At 71.7% G+C, this 16,793-nt stretch carries 15 protein-coding genes; 6 read left to right on the top strand and 9 right to left on the bottom strand.

The annotated features are described in order from the left end of the window. The 4 genes from ACZ4Z1_RS34205 to ACZ4Z1_RS34190 form a co-directional block, all read right to left on the bottom strand. Entirely contained in the window at positions 1 to 1,500 is a 1,500-nt protein-coding gene (locus ACZ4Z1_RS34205) for a GntP family permease (protein ID WP_468490552.1), read from the bottom strand. Between the two features lie 125 nt (positions 1,501 to 1,625). Beyond that, positions 1,626 to 2,036: a RidA family protein gene (locus ACZ4Z1_RS34200; RefSeq protein WP_398750909.1), complete on the bottom strand. Its 411-nt coding sequence runs from the start codon at positions 2,034 to 2,036 to the stop codon at positions 1,626 to 1,628. Next, entirely contained in the window at positions 2,033 to 2,815 is a 783-nt protein-coding gene (locus ACZ4Z1_RS34195) for an IclR family transcriptional regulator (RefSeq protein WP_468490551.1), read from the bottom strand. The genes ACZ4Z1_RS34200 and ACZ4Z1_RS34195 overlap by 4 nt, the downstream gene beginning before the upstream one ends. Then, complete coding sequence (locus ACZ4Z1_RS34190) at positions 2,812 to 4,017, bottom strand: sugar kinase (RefSeq protein WP_468490550.1); 1,206 nt, start codon at positions 4,015 to 4,017, stop codon at positions 2,812 to 2,814. The genes ACZ4Z1_RS34195 and ACZ4Z1_RS34190 overlap by 4 nt, the downstream gene beginning before the upstream one ends. A 152-nt stretch (positions 4,018 to 4,169) precedes the next feature. Between ACZ4Z1_RS34190 and ACZ4Z1_RS34185 the strand changes: the two genes are divergently transcribed. Together ACZ4Z1_RS34185 and ACZ4Z1_RS34180 are read left to right on the top strand one after the other, a co-directional pair. After that, positions 4,170 to 5,510, top strand: a complete 1,341-nt coding sequence (locus ACZ4Z1_RS34185) for an amino acid deaminase (RefSeq protein WP_468490549.1) — start codon at positions 4,170 to 4,172, stop codon at positions 5,508 to 5,510. 224 nt (positions 5,511 to 5,734) lie between these two features. Beyond that, on the top strand, positions 5,735 to 7,351 hold the full coding sequence (locus ACZ4Z1_RS34180; protein WP_468490548.1) for an N-acyl-D-amino-acid deacylase family protein: 1,617 nt from the start codon (positions 5,735 to 5,737) through the stop codon (positions 7,349 to 7,351). On the opposite strand, the gene ACZ4Z1_RS34175 is transcribed toward ACZ4Z1_RS34180, so the two are convergent. Then, complete coding sequence (locus tag ACZ4Z1_RS34175; RefSeq protein ID WP_468490547.1) at positions 7,287 to 9,149, bottom strand: P-loop NTPase fold protein; 1,863 nt, start codon at positions 9,147 to 9,149, stop codon at positions 7,287 to 7,289. The genes ACZ4Z1_RS34180 and ACZ4Z1_RS34175 overlap by 65 nt on opposite strands. Before the next feature lie 195 nt (positions 9,150 to 9,344). Between ACZ4Z1_RS34175 and ACZ4Z1_RS34170 the strand changes: the two genes are divergently transcribed. Continuing rightward, entirely contained in the window at positions 9,345 to 10,556 is a 1,212-nt protein-coding gene (locus ACZ4Z1_RS34170) for a pyridoxal phosphate-dependent aminotransferase (protein ID WP_468490546.1), read from the top strand. 135 nt (positions 10,557 to 10,691) lie between these two features. Next, on the top strand, positions 10,692 to 11,108 hold the full coding sequence (locus ACZ4Z1_RS34165; RefSeq protein ID WP_468490545.1) for an SCO4983 family protein: 417 nt from the start codon (positions 10,692 to 10,694) through the stop codon (positions 11,106 to 11,108). 147 nt (positions 11,109 to 11,255) lie between these two features. On the opposite strand, the gene ACZ4Z1_RS34160 is transcribed toward ACZ4Z1_RS34165, so the two are convergent. Further along, positions 11,256 to 13,079: a phosphoenolpyruvate carboxykinase (GTP) gene (locus ACZ4Z1_RS34160; RefSeq protein WP_468490544.1), complete on the bottom strand. Its 1,824-nt coding sequence runs from the start codon at positions 13,077 to 13,079 to the stop codon at positions 11,256 to 11,258. 242 nt (positions 13,080 to 13,321) lie between these two features. Between ACZ4Z1_RS34160 and trhA the strand changes: the two genes are divergently transcribed. Next, the gene (gene trhA, locus ACZ4Z1_RS34155) at positions 13,322 to 14,050 is read left to right on the top strand and encodes a PAQR family membrane homeostasis protein TrhA (protein ID WP_468490543.1); all 729 of its coding nucleotides are present in this window, start codon (positions 13,322 to 13,324) and stop codon (positions 14,048 to 14,050) included. Here trhA and ACZ4Z1_RS34150 read toward each other — a convergent pair. Continuing rightward, on the bottom strand, positions 14,024 to 14,296 hold the full coding sequence (locus tag ACZ4Z1_RS34150) for a hypothetical protein (RefSeq protein ID WP_468490542.1): 273 nt from the start codon (positions 14,294 to 14,296) through the stop codon (positions 14,024 to 14,026). The two genes, trhA and ACZ4Z1_RS34150, sit on opposite strands and share 27 nt — an antisense overlap. Before the next feature lie 147 nt (positions 14,297 to 14,443). Between ACZ4Z1_RS34150 and ACZ4Z1_RS34145 the strand changes: the two genes are divergently transcribed. After that, on the top strand, positions 14,444 to 15,076 hold the full coding sequence (locus ACZ4Z1_RS34145; protein ID WP_468490541.1) for a TetR/AcrR family transcriptional regulator: 633 nt from the start codon (positions 14,444 to 14,446) through the stop codon (positions 15,074 to 15,076). Positions 15,077 to 15,152: 76 nt separating this feature from the next. Here ACZ4Z1_RS34145 and ACZ4Z1_RS34140 read toward each other — a convergent pair whose 3' ends face one another. Together ACZ4Z1_RS34140 and ACZ4Z1_RS34135 are read right to left on the bottom strand one after the other, a co-directional pair. After that, entirely contained in the window at positions 15,153 to 15,629 is a 477-nt protein-coding gene (locus ACZ4Z1_RS34140; RefSeq protein WP_468490540.1) for a MerR family transcriptional regulator, read from the bottom strand. A 115-nt stretch (positions 15,630 to 15,744) separates the two neighbouring features. Continuing rightward, the gene (locus ACZ4Z1_RS34135) at positions 15,745 to 16,779 is read right to left on the bottom strand and encodes an MDR family NADP-dependent oxidoreductase (RefSeq protein WP_468490539.1); all 1,035 of its coding nucleotides are present in this window, start codon (positions 16,777 to 16,779) and stop codon (positions 15,745 to 15,747) included. Between the last annotated feature and the right edge of the window lie 14 nt (positions 16,780 to 16,793).

Genomic DNA, 16,793 nt, shown 5'->3' with positions numbered 1-16,793 from the left:
CTACACCACCAGACTCACCGCCGCCGCCACCGCGAACCCCACCACCGACAGCACCGTCTCCAGGACCGTCCACGACTTCAGGGTGTCGCGTTCGGAGATGCCGAAGTACTTGGCGACCATCCAGAAGCCGCCGTCGTTGACGTGGGAGGCGAAGATCGAGCCGGCCGAGATGGCCATGATGATCAGGGCGAGGTGGGCCTGCGGCAAACCCTGGCCCTCCACCAGGGGAAGGACGATGCCGGCCGTGGTGACGATGGCGACCGTGGCCGAGCCCTGGGCCACGCGCAGGACCACGGAGACCAGCCAGGCGAGCAGGATCACGGGCAGGCCGACGTTGTGGAAGGTGTCGGAGAGGGCGTCGGCGACGCCGCTGCCCTTGAGGACGGCGCCGAAGATGCCGCCCGCGCCCACCACCAGCAGGATGTTGCCGACCGGCTTGAGGGACGCGGTGGAGACGGTTTCCAGGGACTTGCGGGACCAGCCGCGGCGGATGCCGAGGAGGTAGTAGGCCAGGAGCAGGGCGATGGTCAGGGCCACGAAGGGGTTGCCGAAGAATTCGACGACGGAGCGGAGAGTGGAGGGGGAGAGGGTGATGGAGGAGAAGGTGGCGAGGAGGATGAGGACGAGGGGGGCGCCGATGATGGTGAGGACGGTGCCCAGGGCGACGGGCTTTTCGCGGGGCTCGACGCCTGCGGCGGTCTGTTCGGCGATCACCGCGGCGCGGGCCTCCTCCGCGGCTTCGACCATGTCCTGCGGTACGGGGACGAACAGGCGCTTGCCGATCCACGCGGCGTAGCCCCAGGCGGCCAGGACGGCGGGGATGCCGCAGACGACGCCCATGAGGATGATCCAGCCGAGGTCCACCTTGAAGAGACCTGCCGCGGCGACCGGGCCGGGATGCGGGGGGAGGAAGGCGTGGGTCATGGAGAGGCCGGCGAGCAAGGGCATGCAGTAGAGGAGGATGGACTTGCCGCTCCTCTTGGCTGCTGCGTAGACGATGGGCGCCAGGACGAAGATGCCCACGTCGAAGAAGACCGGGATGCCGAAGATGAGGCCGGTGAGGCCCATGGCGAGGGGCGCGCGGCGTTCGCCGAAGACGCCCAGCAGGCGCACGCTCAGGACTTCCGCTCCGCCGGAGACTTCGAGGATCGCGCCGAGCATGGTGCCCAGGCCGATGATGATGGCGACGTGTCCGAGGATGCCGCCCATGCCGCTCTCTATGAGGGAGGGGAGGCTGGATTTCTGGACTGTGCCGAAGAGTTCGGTGACGGAGAGGCCCGCGGAAAGGCCTACGGCTATGGAGACGCCCAGTAGCGCCACGAAGGGCTGGAGGCGGACTTTGATGATGAGGAAGAGGAGCAGGAGGATGCCGAGGGCGGCGACCGTGAGGAGGCCGGGGGTGCCCGGTATGAGGGCGAGCAGGCCGCCGGTGTGGGGTGGCGTCGGTGGTGCGGCGGGGGCCGCGGCAGCGGCGAGGGCAGCGTGGTCAGCATGGATCATGTGACGACTCCGTTGTCGGACAGGGAAGTTCCAGGCAGGGGGGACCGCGGCACGGCGCCCCGGGCGTGCGGGGCGCCGTGCCGTGCGGCGGGTTCAGCGGCGGTAACGGCAAGGGGAGGCCCTGGTCAGCCCAGCACCGCGAGGGCGTCGATCTCGATGAGCAGGCCCTTGGGGAGGCCGACGTACACCGTCGTACGGGCGGCCGGCGCCTCCTTGAGGCCCTCGGCCTCGAAGTAGGCGTTGTAGATCTCGTTCATCTCGGCGAAGTGGCCGGTGTCGGTGAGGTAGACGCGCATCATCATCACGTCGTCCCAGGTCGCGCCGCCCTCTTCGAGGATGGCCTTGACGTTGGCGAAGGTCTGGAGGGTCTGCTCGCGCAGGGTGGGCCCGGCCGGGGTGGGGGCCTGGCCCTCGACGGCGGGCAGGAAGCCGACCTGGCCGGCGACCTGGAGGATGTTGCCCTTCTTGACGCCGTGGGAGAACTTGGCGGGCGGGGTGGTGTGGGTGGCCGGGGTGAGGGCGGTCTTCTCGGTCATGGGCGGGCTTCCTTCTGGTCGTGCGTGTCGGGTACGGGGGCGTTTCCTGAGTACTCCCGGCTGATGGCGTCCGCGGTGCGGCGTACCAGCGGGAGCAGGGTGAGGAGTTCCTCGGCCGTGACGACGACATTCGGCGCGGAGACCGACATGGCGGCGACGAGCCGGCCGTCCGCGCCGCGGATGGGGGCCCCGACGCAGTTGATGGACTCCTCGTGGCCGCCGAGGTCGGTGGCCCAGCCCTGTTCGCGCACCTTGGCCAGCTCGGCCAGGAAGGCCTGCGCGTGGGGTGTCGAACGGGACGTGTAGAGGGGGTATTCGAGCTTTTCGGCGAGCGCGCGGCGCTCGGGCTCGGGCAGGTCGGCGAGGAGCAGTTTGGCGACGGCGGCGACGGTGATGGCGACCGGCTTGCCGATGCGCGAGTACATCCGTACGGGGTAGCGGCTCTCGACCTTGTCGATGTAGAGGACCTCGTTCTCCTCGTACACCGCGAGGTGCACGGTGTGCCCGCACTTCTCGTTCAGCTCGACGAGGTGGGGGTGGGCGATCTCGCGTACGTCGAGGTTCTCCACGGCCTGCTGGGCGAGGGCGAAGAGCCGGGCGCCGAGGCGGTAGCGCTGGTCGCTCTGGCGGTAGACCATGCCGTGCTCGTGGAGCGTGCGCAGCAGGCGCAGGGCGGTGGACTTGTGTACGCCGAGACGGCCCGCCACCTGTTCGAGGTTGGCCGGGCCTTCCGCCAGCAGGGGCAGGATGCTCAGTGCGCGGTCGACTGTCTGACTCATCGTGTACGGACCTCCACCCGTGGGTTGTGCACCCCATGGCTGGTGGTGCCGCTGCTGCGGTCAGTGGGTGCGTCACCGTCGGTGGTCCAGCCGGGGCCGAGTCGCAGTCTCCCCCAGGCGGCGGGGTCGAGGCCCGCAAGGCGGTCGGCGAGCTCGCGGGACGGGGGTGTGCCGACGTCTCCGGAGACGGTGAGGGAGGCGGCGGCCATCAGGTGGCCGTGCCGGATGCGGGTGAAGACGGGCAGGTCGCGGAGGGTGGCGGAGAGGAATCCGGCGGCGAAGGCATCTCCGGCGCCGACGGGCGCGACGACGTCGACGGTGAGGGCGGGGGCGGTGGTGACCGTGTCGGTGCCGTCGGCCTGGCGGGCGTACGCGGTGGCACCGTCGGCTCCCTGCTTGACGACGAGGACGGGGGGCTCGGGCAGGGCGTCGCGTACGGCGTCGGGGCCGTGCAGGTCCCAGGCGGCCGCGGCCTCGTCCTCGCCGACGAAGACCAGGTCGCAGCCGCGGGCGAGGTCGAGGAGGAGTTCGGGGCCGCGTACGGTGCGGTCGCGCCAGAGGCCGACGCGGTAGTTCACGTCGAAGGAGACGAGGGGGCGTCCGGGGGCCGGGGCCGTGAGGGTGCGCAGTACGCCGAGGCAGCTGTCGGACAGGGCTGCCGTGATGCCGGTGAGGTGCAGGACGCGGGTGTCGCGCAGGGCGTCGGTGTCGAGCAGCGCGGGGGACATGGCGGAGGCGGCGGATCCGGCGCGGTAGTACGCCACCTCGGCTTCGCCGGCCGCCGTCTCCGTACCGGTGGCGCGTTCGCCGGCCGTACGGAAGTAGACGCCGGTGGGGCGGTGCGGGTCGCGTTGGACGTGGGAGACGTCCACGCCGCAGGCGGCGACGGTGTCGCGGACGTGGTCGCCGAAGCCGTCGGCGCCGAGCCGGGAGATCCAGCGGGTGCGGTGGCCGGTGCGGGCGAGGGCGCAGGCGACGTTGGACTCGGCGCCGCCGATGCCGCGCTCGAAGGAGGGCACGTCGGCGAGTCGGCCTGGCCGGGTGGGCATGAAGGTGACCATGGTTTCGCCGAGGCAGACGACGTCTACGGCGTCGGACTGCGGCCGGGCGGGCGCGGTGCCGTCCGGCGCGTCGGTCCGGGCGGGCGCGGGACCGTCCGGCGCGTCGTTGCCCTCGGCGCTGACGGTGCTGGACGTGGTCACGATCTTCTGCACTCCTTTGCGTACGGGCTCGTTGAGCCGTTCCGCGACGTGTTACGCACCATTGACCCGGCGATGGCTCGGATGTTAGACAGCAGTAAGCGATATGCGCAATGGGTGTTGCAGAGAATGCAACAAGGACTTGAGGAGGCCCCATGGCCGCCGCGCCCCACGCCGACAGCAGCGCCACCGGCGCCGCCCCCGGCGCCGACGCAGCCACCGCCGAGCGCCGCGCGAGGACCCTCGCGGACGAGCGGGTCGACCACCGCTTCAAGGGGCTGCCCCCGGACGCCGAAGGCCGTACCGTCGGCGAGCTGGCGGCCGACCGCCGCAACCTGTTCACCGGCGGCTTCACCACCCCCGTCCTCGCCCTGTCCGCCGAGTCGCTGGAACACAACCTGGCGCTGATGGAGACCTACGCCGAGCGGCACGGCCTGGCCTTCGCCCCGCACGGCAAGACCTCCATGGCCCCGCAGCTCTTCGCCCGCCAGCTCGCCCGCGGCGCCTGGGGCATCACCGCCGCCGTCCCCCACCAGGCCCGCGTCTACCGCGCCTACGGCATCCAGCGGATCTTCCTCGCCAACGAGGTCGTCGACGCCGCCGCGCTGCGCTGGCTCGCCGCCGAACTGGACGCCGACCCCGGCTTCCGCTGCGTCTGCTACATCGACTCGCTGCGCGGCATCGAGCTGATGGACGCCGCGCTGCGCGAGGCCGGCGCCACCCGCCCGGTGGACGTGGTCATCGAGCTGGCGGCCGGCGAGGGCGCCCGTACCGGCGCCCGCACCGACACCGAATGCGTCGAACTGGCCGACGCCGTGGCGGGCGTGGACACCCTGCGCCTGGTCGGCATCGCCGGGTACGAGGGCGAGGTGCCCGACGCGACGCACGAGCGGGTGACGGCCTGGCTGCGCCGCCTCCTCGCGCTCACCGTCACCCTCGACCGGGCCGGGCGCTTCGCCGACCTGGACGAGATCGTGCTCAGCGCGGGCGGCAGCGCCTGGTTCGACGCGGTCGCCGAGGTCTTCGACGAGGCGCCCGAGCTGTCCCGGCCGCTGCTGAAACTGCTGCGCTCCGGCGCGTACGTCTCCCACGACGACGGCCACTACCGCCGCCTGACACCCTTCAACCGCGTCCCCGACGAGGGTGCCCTCCAGCCCGCCTTCCGGCTCTGGTCCCAGGTCGTCTCCCGCCCGACCCCGGAGCAGGCGTTCCTGAACGCGGGCAAGCGCGACGCGGCGTACGACCTCGATCTGCCGCGGGCCCAGGCCGTACGGTCCGGCCGGGACGGCAGCGAGCGGCCCGCGGACGGCGTCACCGTCACCAAGCTGTCCGACCAGCACGCCTGGGTCACCACGGAACGGGCCGGTGACCTGGAGGTCGGCGACTGGGTCGGGCTGGGCCTGTCGCACCCGTGCACGTCCTTCGACAAGTGGCAGCTGATCCCGGTGGCCGAGGCGGACGGCACGGTCGTGGACTACGTCCGTACGTTCTTCTGACGGACCCGTGGCCCCTTCGAGGGCCGCAGACTCCGGCGCGGGGCACCACCCCCGAGTCCCGCGCCGGACGCCGGGGGCACCCCCGCCCCCGGCCGGCGCGCCCCCGGGCGCGCCCGGGTCCCGCTCCGGTGCATCCCCCCGTCACCGGAGCGGGGCCCGATCACCCTGGCCGCGCGGCGCGGCCCGGATCAGAGCCTGTGTCTGACAGGAAAGGCAGTTCGGTCATGGACACCGTGGTCCGCGACGTACGCGTCATCGACGGCTCCGGCACCCCCTCCTACCGGGCGGACGTCGCCCTCTCCGGCGGCCGGATCGCCGAGATCCGCCGGGAGACGGACTCCGGGCCACGCCCCAGCGCCCCCCGCGTGGTGGACGGCGCGGGCCTGGCCCTCTCCCCCGGCTTCATCGACATGCACGCGCACAGCGACCTGGCGCTGCTGCGCGACCCGTCGCACGAGGCGAAGGCGGCGCAGGGCGTCACCCTCGAAGTCATCGGGCAGGACGGCCTGTCGTACGCGCCGGTCGACGACCGTACGCTCACCGAGGTCCGCGCGCAGATCACCGGCTGGAACGGGGACGGCTCGGACATCGACTTCAGCTGGCGCACGGTCGGCGAGTACCTCGACCGCCTCGACCACGGCTTCGACGGGCAGGGCATCGCCGTCAACGCGGCGTACCTCGTCCCGCAGGGCACGGTCCGTATGCTCGCCCTCGGCTGGGACGACCGCGCGGCCACGCCCGCCGAGACCGCCCGGATGCGGCAGCTCCTCGCCGAGGGCCTGGAGCAGGGCGCCGTCGGCCTGTCCTCCGGCCTCACCTACACGCCCGGCATGTACGCGGACGACGCCGAACTCGCCGAACTGTGCCGGGTCGTGGCGCGTTACGGCGGCTACTACTGCCCGCACCACCGCTCGTACGGCGCGGGCGCCCTCGGCGCGTACGAGGAGATGATCGGCCTGACCCGGCAGGCGGGCTGCGCCCTGCACCTCGCCCACGCCACCATGAACTTCGGCGTGAACAAGGGCCGTGCCCCCGAACTCCTCGCCCTCCTGGACCGCGCCCTGGAGTCCGGCGCCGACATCACCCTCGACACGTACCCGTACACCCCCGGCTGCACGACCCTGGTCGCCATGCTGCCGAGCTGGGCGAGCGAGGGCGGGCCGGACGCGGTTGTGGACCGGCTGCGGGACGACGCGGCGGCCGAACGCATCCGGCACGTCATGGAGGTGGAGGGCGCGGACGGCTGCCACGGCGTGCCGATCGAGTGGGACACCATCGAGATCTCCGGCGTCTCGCATCCGGCGCTGGAGGGGTACGTCGGCCGGACGGTGGCCGAGTCGGCGCGGGAGCGCGGCGAGGAGCCGTGGACGACGGCCCGGCGGCTGCTGGTCGAGGACCGGCTCGGCTCGACGATCCTCCAGCACGTCGGCCACGAGGAGAACGTCCGCGCGATCATGCGCCACCGCGTGCACACCGGCGGCAGCGACGGCATCCTCCAGGGCCACAAACCGCACCCGCGGGCGTACGGCACGTTCCCGAAGTACCTGGGCACGTACGTACGGGAGCTGGGCGTGCTGCCGCTGGAGGAGTGCGTCGCGCACCTGACCTCGCGCGCCGCCGCCCGGCTGCGGCTGCCCGACCGCGGCCTGGTCCGCGAGGGCTACCGCGCCGACCTGGTCCTCTTCGACCCGGACACGGTCGGCGCCGGGTCCACCTTCGATGCGCCGCGCACGCTGCCGACGGGCATCCCGCACGTCCTGATCGACGGACGGTTCGTCATCGAGGACGGGCGGCGGACGAATGTGCTGGCGGGGCGGTCGGTGCGGCGAACGCGCGTCTGACCAGGCATAACAGCTCGTCGCCGTCCGCAGCGACGCCCAGTGCGCCCAGGGCGCGGGCGGTTTCCTGACGGGCGGGTGTGACCCGGCCGGCGTAGAAGACGACCGGGCCGGTGTAGCGCTCTTCCCGGCGCAGCGACTCCACGTGGGTGAATCCGGCCCGGCCGTCCGAGCCCCGGGCGATGTCAGAGATGATCAGGGACGGCGTCCGGGCGGCGATGGCGGCGTCGGCGGACCGGGAGTCGATGGCGGTCTCCACGACCGCCCCTTCCCCCCGGAACCAGGCGACCAGGGTGACGTTGTTCTCGGGATGGTCGTCGACCCAGAGGATCGTACGGCTGGTGAAGGGCTCGATGGCGGCCGCGGGCATGGGCGGCCCGTAGTCGATCGTGCCGGGTTCCGGCCCGTACACACCGGCCCGTACGGACGGCACGTCGGTCACCGAGGCCGGCTCCCGCCGCGGCAGCGTCACCATCGACGGCGCGCCCTCGCGCAGCCTGCGCACCAGTTCCCCGGAGCGCGGCAGGCCGAGCAGGCCGTCGAGCAGCGAGTTGAAGCCGGGGTCGGTGACCATGCCGGGGAAGACGGTGGGCAGTTCGCGCTCCAGGCGTTCCAGCGCCGCGCGTGTGTTCACCGGATCGGGCGCCACGTCACGCTGTTCCAGGAAGGCGTTCACCAACGGCCGCTCCTCCTCGGGGACGTTCCCCGGGGCCCGCAACAACGTCCGCACCCTCCGGTACGTACAGAAGTCCGCGATCACGTCGCCCGCGTCGGCCCCCGGCGGGCTCGTCATCATCCGGTAGAAGTCGGCGTAGAAGTACTGGATCAGCAAGGTGCGCAGCACCGCCTCGGGCGGGTGATCCGCCCACATCGGGTTCAGGGTGGCCTCCAGGACGAAGCCGTTGACCAGCCGTTTGATGCGGCGGGGGTTGCGGGCCGAGCGCTCGGCGAGCAGTTCGACCAGCGGCTCGTCGAGCAGCTGCTCGATACCGGCGGTGCGCGCGCACCACTTGATGTACTCCTGTACGCCCTGGCCGTCGGCCACCGGGATGCGGTAACTGGTCTGGAATATCTTCTCCATGAACGTGGTGCCGGCGGGCGACAGGTCGCGCAGCAGACCGCTCGGGCCCATCGCCGAACGGTCGCAGCCGATGACGAACGCCAGCCCCGGCACGTCCAGGTAGACCTTGACCGCCTCGCACACCGCGAGCACCGTCTCCTCGGAGCAGCGGTCCAGGTCGTCGATGAAGACCACGAGCATCCGCCGCGGCGCGTACGCCGCGTTCTCGGCCCACTCCTGGGCCAGGTCGCGGATCGCGTCGCGCATCTCGTTGCGCGCCTGGGAGTTGACGGACAGATGGCTCCACAGCTCGTCGACCAGCCCGGCGGCGCCCAGCGGGCCGGCCGCCACGGTGGCGAGTGCCCGCAGGACGCGCAGCAGCGCCCGCTGTTCGGAGGCCCGGTGCAGCGCCCGCCGCAGCAGCCTGCGGTCGAAGCGCATCAGCACCGACTTGATCAGCCCTTCCAGGGCGTCCGCGCCGGTCGAGGTCCAGGCGTTGTACCAGACGGTGTGCACTTCGGGCGCCGAGGTCAGTTCGGCGTCCACCAGGCGCATCAGGCTGCTCTTGCCCATGCCCCACCCGGCGTCGACGGCGAGCGTGAAGGGGGTGGCGGAGCGGGAGGCGATCAGCAGATCGGCGAGCTGCTCGGCGGCGCGGCCCGCGCCCAGCAGGTCGGTGCCGGCCGAGTCCACCGGCTCGTCGTTGAGCAGCGCGAGACGCTGCGGTGCGGATGCCGCCATGTCACCCCCATGCCGCCCCCGTGGTCGTGTGCCCCGGAGCGTACCGCCGGCGCGCGAGCCGCGGAGGCCGTTCACCTACGCGCCCGTGCGCCCCCGCCCGCCATGACACCGGGTGAGCAACCCCACACCTCCGGCTCCCCCGGCGTGAACTAAAACACCAGGCGGGGCGTGTTACGCGCCCGTATGGTGGCTGACATGCAGGTGATCCAGTCAACGAAGCTCGCCAACGTCTGCTACGAGATCCGGGGTCCGGTCCTTGAGGAGGCGATGCGGCTCGAAGCGGCGGGTCATCGCATCCTCAAGCTGAACACCGGCAACCCGGCGGCGTTCGGATTCGAGTGCCCGCCGGAAATCCTGGAGGACATCCTCCGCACGGTCGGCACCGCGCACGGTTACGGCGACGCGAAGGGCCTGCTCTCCGCCCGGCGCGCGGTGATGCAGCACTACCAGACCAAGGGCATCGAGCTGTCGGTCGACGACGTCTACCTCGGCAACGGCGTCTCCGAGCTGATCCAGATGTCGATGCAGGCACTGCTGGACGACGGCGACGAGGTGCTCGTACCGGCCCCGGACTACCCGCTGTGGACCGCCTCGGTCTCGCTGTCCGGCGGTACGGCGGTGCACTACCGCTGCGACGAGCAGGCGGACTGGATGCCGGACCTCGCCGACATCGAGCGCAAGGTCACCGACCGCACCAAGGCCATCGTCGTCATCAACCCGAACAACCCGACCGGCGCCGTGTACGACGACGAGCTGCTGCGCGGCATCGCGGAGATCGCCCGCCGGCACAACCTGATCGTCTGCGCCGACGAGATCTACGACAAGATCCTCTACGACGGCGTCACCCACACCCCGTTCGCCGCCCTCGCCCCCGACCTGCTGACCCTGACCTTCAACGGGCTCTCGAAGTCCTACCGGGTGGCGGGCTACCGCAGCGGCTGGATGGCGGTCTGCGGCCCCAAGGCGCACGCGGCCTCCTACATCGAGGGTCTGACGATCCTGGCCAACATGCGGCTGTGCGCCAACATGCCCGCACAGCACGCCGTCGCCACCGCCCTCGGCGGCCACCAGTCGATCAACGACCTGGTGCTGCCGGGCGGGCGCCTGCTGGAACAGCGGGACACCGCGTACGACCTGCTCACCCGGATCCCGGGGATCACCTGCACCCGGCCGAAGGGCGCGCTGTACGCCTTCCCGAAGCTGGACCCGAAGGTCTACAAGATCAAGGACGACCGGCAGATGGTGCTGGACCTGCTGCGCGCCGAAAAGATCATGATCGTGCACGGCACGGGCTTCAACTGGCCCGAGCCGGACCACTTCCGCCTGGTCACACTGCCCAACAAGGACGACCTGACGGACGCGGTGACCCGCATCGGCAGGTTCCTGGACGGCTACGGACAGTACTGAGCGCGCCCGGGCGTGCCCCGGGGGCCGCGCCCCGGGGCACACCACGCCGCACTCCGACTGTACGGATCACAACTTTAGACACTGTCTAAGCTAGGATGGTCTCCTAGCCGTTGAGCGTTGCCAGGAGGCCGTCCCATGTACGAACCGATCCGCACCAAGTCGGTCCACTCCATGGCCGCCGACCGGGAGGTCCCGCACCGTTCCCGTACCGAGGAACTGGACATCCGGCTCGCCGGCCATCTGACCGCGCTGCTCACCGTCACCGACGAGCTGCGCGCCACCGCGCCCGACCCCGCGCTGGACGACGCCGCCGAGCGCATCGCCGAGCAGGTCACGCGGCTGCGCGGCGGGGCGTACCCGCTGCGGGCCGCACCCACCGGCGGCGGCGACCCGGCCCGCGCACCCCGGCTGCACCGGCGGGCCCGGATGCTGGCCGGGAGCGCCCTGGCCGTCGCCACCTCGCGCGCCGACACCGCGGCCGCCGCACTGGCGGCGGAGCGGATGGAGACTCACGAGGCCCGTGCGGCGGGTCAGGAGCTGGCGACGGTCTGAGCGACGGGCCGCCGGGCGGGGACCAAGGAGAAAGAGACGGCCGGAGCCGCGTGTTCGTGCACGCGGCCCCGGCCGTCGATCGTGGCGGTCCGGCGCGCGCCTGCGTCCGCTTTCGCGTCTGCGTCTGCGCCGGACCGTTTCGCCGTACTACCCCAGGCGGCGTACGAGCGCGTGGTACTCGTCCCACAGCTCCTTCGGCGTGTGGTCACCGAAGGTGTTCAGGTGCTCGGGGATGAGCGCCGCCTCCTCACGCCACACGTCCTTGTCGACGGTGAGCAGGAAGTCCAGCCCGGCGTCGTCCAGACCGAGGCCGTCGGTGTCCAGCGCCTCCTTCGTCGGCAGGATGCCGATGGGCGTCTCGACGCCCTCGGCCTTGCCTTCCAGGCGCTCGACGATCCACTTCAGCACCCGGCTGTTCTCGCCGAAGCCCGGCCACACGAAGCGGCCCGACTCGTCCTTGCGGAACCAGTTCACGTAGTAGATCTTCGGCAGCTTCGCCTGGTCCTTGTCGGCGCCGACCTTGATCCAGTGGCCCATGTAGTCGCCCATGTTGTAGCCGCAGAACGGCAGCATGGCGAACGGGTCCCGGCGCAGCTCGCCGACCTTGCCCTCGGCCGCCGCGGTCTTCTCGCTCGCCACGTTCGCGCCGAGGAAGACACCGTGCTGCCAGGTCAGCGACTCGGTCACCAGCGGTACGGCGCTGGCGCGGCGGCCGCCGAAGAGGATGGCCGAGATCGGCACGCCCTTGGGGTCCTCCCACTCGGGCGCGATGATCGGGCACTGGCCGGCCGGGACGGTGAAGCGGGCGTTGGGGTGGGCCGCCGGGGTGCCGGACTCCGGCGTCCAGTCGTTGCCCTTCCAGTCGGTCAGGTGCGCGGGCAGTTCCTCGGTCATGCCCTCCCACCACACGTCGCCGTCGTCGGTCAGCGCGACGTTGGTGAAGACCGAGTTGCCCCACATGGTCTTCATGGCGTTGGCGTTGGTGTGCTCGCCGGTGCCGGGCGCGACGCCGAAGAAGCCGGCCTCGGGGTTGATCGCGTACAGGCGGCCGTCCTCGCCGAAGCGCATCCAGGCGATGTCGTCACCGATGGTCTCGACGGTCCAGCCGGAGATCGTGGGCTCCAGCATCGCCAGGTTCGTCTTGCCGCAGGCGCTCGGGAAGGCGGCGGCGACGTACTTGGCCTCGCCCTGCGGCGGAGTGAGCTTGAGGATCAGCATGTGCTCGGCGAGCCAGCCCTCGTCGCGCGCCATGACGGAGGCGATGCGCAGCGCGTAACACTTCTTGCCCAGCAGGGCGTTGCCGCCGTAGCCGGAACCGAAGGACCAGATCTCGCGGTCCTCGGGGAAGTGCGAGATGTACTTCGTGGAGTTGCAGGGCCACGGCACGTCGGCCTCGCCGTCGGCCAGCGGGGCTCCGAGGGTGTGCACGGCCTTGACGAAGAAGCCGTCCTCGCCCAGTTCGTCCAGGACGGCCTGGCCCATACGGGTCATGGTGCGCATCGAGACGGCGACGTACGCCGAGTCGGTGATCTCCACGCCGAGCGCGGCGAGCGGGGAGCCGAGCGGGCCCATGCAGAACGGGACGACGTACATCGTCCGGCCGCGCATCGCGCCGCGGAAGATGCCCTGCTCACCGGTGAAGATGTCGCGCATCTCCGCCGGGGCCTTCCAGTGGTTGGTCGGGCCGGCGTCCTCCGCCTTCTCGGAGCAGATGAAGGTGCGGTCCTCCACCCGGGCCACGTCCGACGGGTCGGACGCGGCGTAGTACGAGTTGGGGCGCTTGACCGGGTCCAGCTTCGTGAAGGTGCCCTTCGCGACGAGCTCCGCGCACAGGCGCTCGTACTCCGCCTCCGAGCCGTCGCACCACACGACGCGGTCCGGCTGGGTGATGGCTGCGATCTCGTCGACCCAGGAGATCAGTTCCTGGTGGTTGGTCGGTACGGGGGAGGGAGCCGCGTTGTCGCGCGCCACGATCGCTCCTAGATGAGGGTTTGGTCGGACCACTGTCCGCTCACATGCCGGCAGAGCCCGCTTCTGACGTTGCCTGCCCCTTGGGGGCTGCGACCCGGATGCTTCGCGACCGCTCATCCGGTGCCGACCGCACTCATTTGATCATCCGGTCCCGATCCGCATCTGTCCAGAGGAGGTTCTCGTGACCGTCACCACTTCCGGACCGATCCGTAACTTACGGTTGCGTAGGTAGCATTGCGGCCATGACTTCCGCGCCCGACGCCGCCGAAAGCCGCACTTCGCCCGTGACCAGCGCGGCCGCCGACGCAGCATCCGCGGTCGCCACCATGGCCGCACCACTCAAGCCCAAGCTGCGGGGCTGGCTGCACGCGGGAATGTTTCCCGCCGCCCTCATCTCCGGTGTGGTGCTCACGGCCCTGGCCGACAGCACCCGCGGCCGGATCGCCTGCGCCGTCTACACCCTCTCCGCCTGCCTGCTCTTCGGCATCAGCGCCCTCTACCACCGCGGCAATTGGGGCCCGCGCACCAGCGCCCTGCTGCGGCGGCTGGATCACGCCAACATTTTCCTGATCATCGCGGGCACCTACACCCCGCTGACCATGCTGCTGGTCCCCGGCGGCCGCGGCCAGGCGCTCCTGTGGGCCGTCTGGGCGGCCGCCCTCGCCGGGATCGCCTTCCGCGTCTTCTGGGTGGGCGCGCCACGCTGGCTCTACACACCCTGCTACATCGCGATGGGTTGGGCGGCCGTCTTCTTCCTCCCCGACTTCCTGCGCAAGGGCGGCATCGCCGTACTCGTCCTCGTCATCGTCGGCGGTGTCCTCTACAGCGCCGGCGGCATCATCTACGGCATCAAGCGCCCCAACCCCTCACCTCGGTGGTTCGGTTTCCACGAGGTCTTCCACTCCCTGACCCTGGCAGCGTTCGTGGTGCACTACGTCGGCATCTCACTGGTCGCCTATTCGCACGCCTGAGGCGCCCGGCGCGGCACCCGCGCCGCCCGCGACACCGCCGGCGCCACGCGCGCCGGCGCCCCCGCGCCGGCGCGCGGTCCCCGCGCCTGTCCGTGGCCGTGGCATCGAAGCCGCGGCCACCTGCCATGCCAGGGCCGCCACCCCGGCCAGGACCAGCGCGACCACCGCGGCCGTGCCACCGACGAGGAACCCTCCGACGCACAGCGCTGCCGCGAACACGGCGAACACATCGATCGCGGTACGCATACCCGCAACACCCCCTCCAGGCATCACTGACAGTGACCTTGCCCTTGTTGAAGCGTTACACACACCACTGACAAACAAGGAGATATCAAGGAACACCGCGGGAGCGACACCCCTGACGCATCCGGGAGCAACGGTCACCGGCCGACAATGACGTCCATGGCCCCAGTACAGAAACCCGCCGCTCAGCCCGGCACCGCCAAGGTCGGACTGCGGGAGCGCAAGAAGATCCGGACCCGGCAGGCGATCCGCCGGGCCGCCTACCGGCTCTTCGAGGAGCAGGGATACGAGGCGACCCACGTCGGCCGGATCGCCGAGGCCGCCGACGTCTCCCCCAGCACGGTCTTCCGCTACTTCCCCACCAAGGAGGACATCGTGCTCACCGACGAGTACGACCCGCTCCTGGAGGAGGGGCTGCGGGCCAGGCCCGCCGGCGAGCCGATGACCGAGTCGCTGCGGCATGTGGCCGTCGAGGCGCTGCGGCGGCTCTCGGCCGAGGAGCGCACCGATCTGGTCCGGCGCGTCCGGCTCGTCCGGGAGGTGCCCGCGATCCGCGGCCGTACGGCCGAGAACGCCGCGCGGGACAGCGCGATGATCAGCGCCGTACTGGCGGAACGGACCGGCCGCTCCCCTGACGACCTGGAGGTCCGGGTGGTCGCCACGGCGGTCCTGGCGGCCCTCCAGGAAGCGCTGTTGAACTGGGCCGAGGAAGGCCGGCGGGACGATCTCGGGACCGTCGTCGGCCGGGCCATGGACGTGCTGGCGCGGGGGCTGACGCTGTGAGCGGGCGCTGCCCTTGTGCGCGAAGGCTGGCTCCGGGAGCGGAGGCTGACGCGGTGAACGGGGGGGCGCGCCCGCCTCACTCCCGCAACGCCCTCCCGTACGGCGCCACGCGCCCCGGCTCCCGGGCCGGCTCCCCCAGTCGCCGGGCCAGCCGTCCGCGTAGCCGCGTCAGCCGTTCGATCCGGGCGTCCAGGTCGGCCAGCCGGCGGCGGGCCACCTCCTCCGCCGTACGGCAGTGTCCCGGCCCGCCGTCCGCCGCGCCGCCCGCCGGGCTGTCCCCCTCGCCGCCCGGGGCGCGGTCCCATGCGAAGAAGACCTCCGGTACGCCGTCGGGCGGCAGCGCGTCGAGGAGCGGAGCGAACGACCGGATGTCGCCCACGGTCAGTCCGGCGTCGAGCAGTTCGCGCACCGTGCGCAGCCGCCGTATGTCCTCCGGCTCGTACACCCGGTGCCCCGACGGCGTACGCCGGGTGATCACCAGCCCCTGCTCCTCGTAGTAGCGCAGTGCCCTGGCCGTCATACCCGCCGCGGCCGCGGCGTCCCCGATGCGCATCCGGTCCTCCCCCGCCGGGGCCCGGTCGGTGGTGCCCCGCTGCGTACGTCAACTCCCTCAGACCGTACGTCGTCGGTCCGGCGCCCACCGACGGCCGGCGCCACGGGGAGGCTGCTCACAACTCCACGAGTACGGCCCCCAGGTGCCGTCCCTCGACCAGTTCCCGCAGGGCGACCGGGGCCTCTCGGATGCCGTGCAGTCGCGCGTGCGGGAAGGTGAGCGTGCCGTCCCGGAGGCCGCGCCCGAACACCTCGTTCCACTCGGCGACCAGGTCGTAGTGGTCGTAGAGCGCGACGCCGCGCAGGGTGATGCTGCGCGCCACGAGGGACAGCGTGTCGATCCCGGTGGTGTCCCCGCCGGAGCCGGAGAGCTGGTGGGAGAGCGCACCGACGAGCGCGATACGGGCGCCGCGGTTGGCGAGCGCGACGGCGGCCTGCAACTGCTCACCGCCCACGTTGTCGAAGACGGCGTCGACACCGTCCGGTGCGGCCTTGCGCAGCTGCTCCTCGATCGGGCCTGCGCCGCGGATCACCACCGCGTCGTACCCCAGCTCGCCGACCAGGTGGTCGGCCTTGCGCTGCGACCCCGTACTGCCGATGACCCGCCCGGCGCCGCGCAGCCGGGCGATCTGGCCGGCCAGCGACCCGACCCCGCCGGCCGCGCCGGACACGAACACGGTGTCGCCCGCGCGCACCTCGGCGCCCCGGACGATACCCATGTAGGCGGTCGGTCCCTGCGACAGGTAGGCGGCCGGGTCGGGCAGCAGGTGCCGGTCCCGGCGGTGCGCCCCGGCGGCGTCCACCAGGGCGTACTCCCGCCATCCGAAGTTGTGTTCCACCAGGTCGCCGGGGGCGAAGTCGGTACCGGGCGCGTCGACCACCTCACCGACGGCCGACCCGTACAGCGGCTCCCCCGGCACGAAGGACGGCATCGGGACGGTGGTGTCCTCGTCCATGAGTGTCCGCATGACGGCGGCGACGGCCATGGTGGTGTTGCGTACGAGCACCTGCCCGGCCTTCGGCTCGGGCACCGGCACCTCGACGACCTCGAACAGATCGTCGGTGAGCGGACCCTGCGGGCGCCGGGTCAGGCGGACTTCGTGGTGGGTGGCGGGGAGGGCGCCACCGGTACGGTTCGTGCGGTTCGTCATGCCGTCACGCTAGA

This window comes from Streptomyces sp. NPDC030165 (genome assembly GCF_055573595.1).
This window is presented reverse-complemented; position numbering and strand designations above follow the sequence as displayed.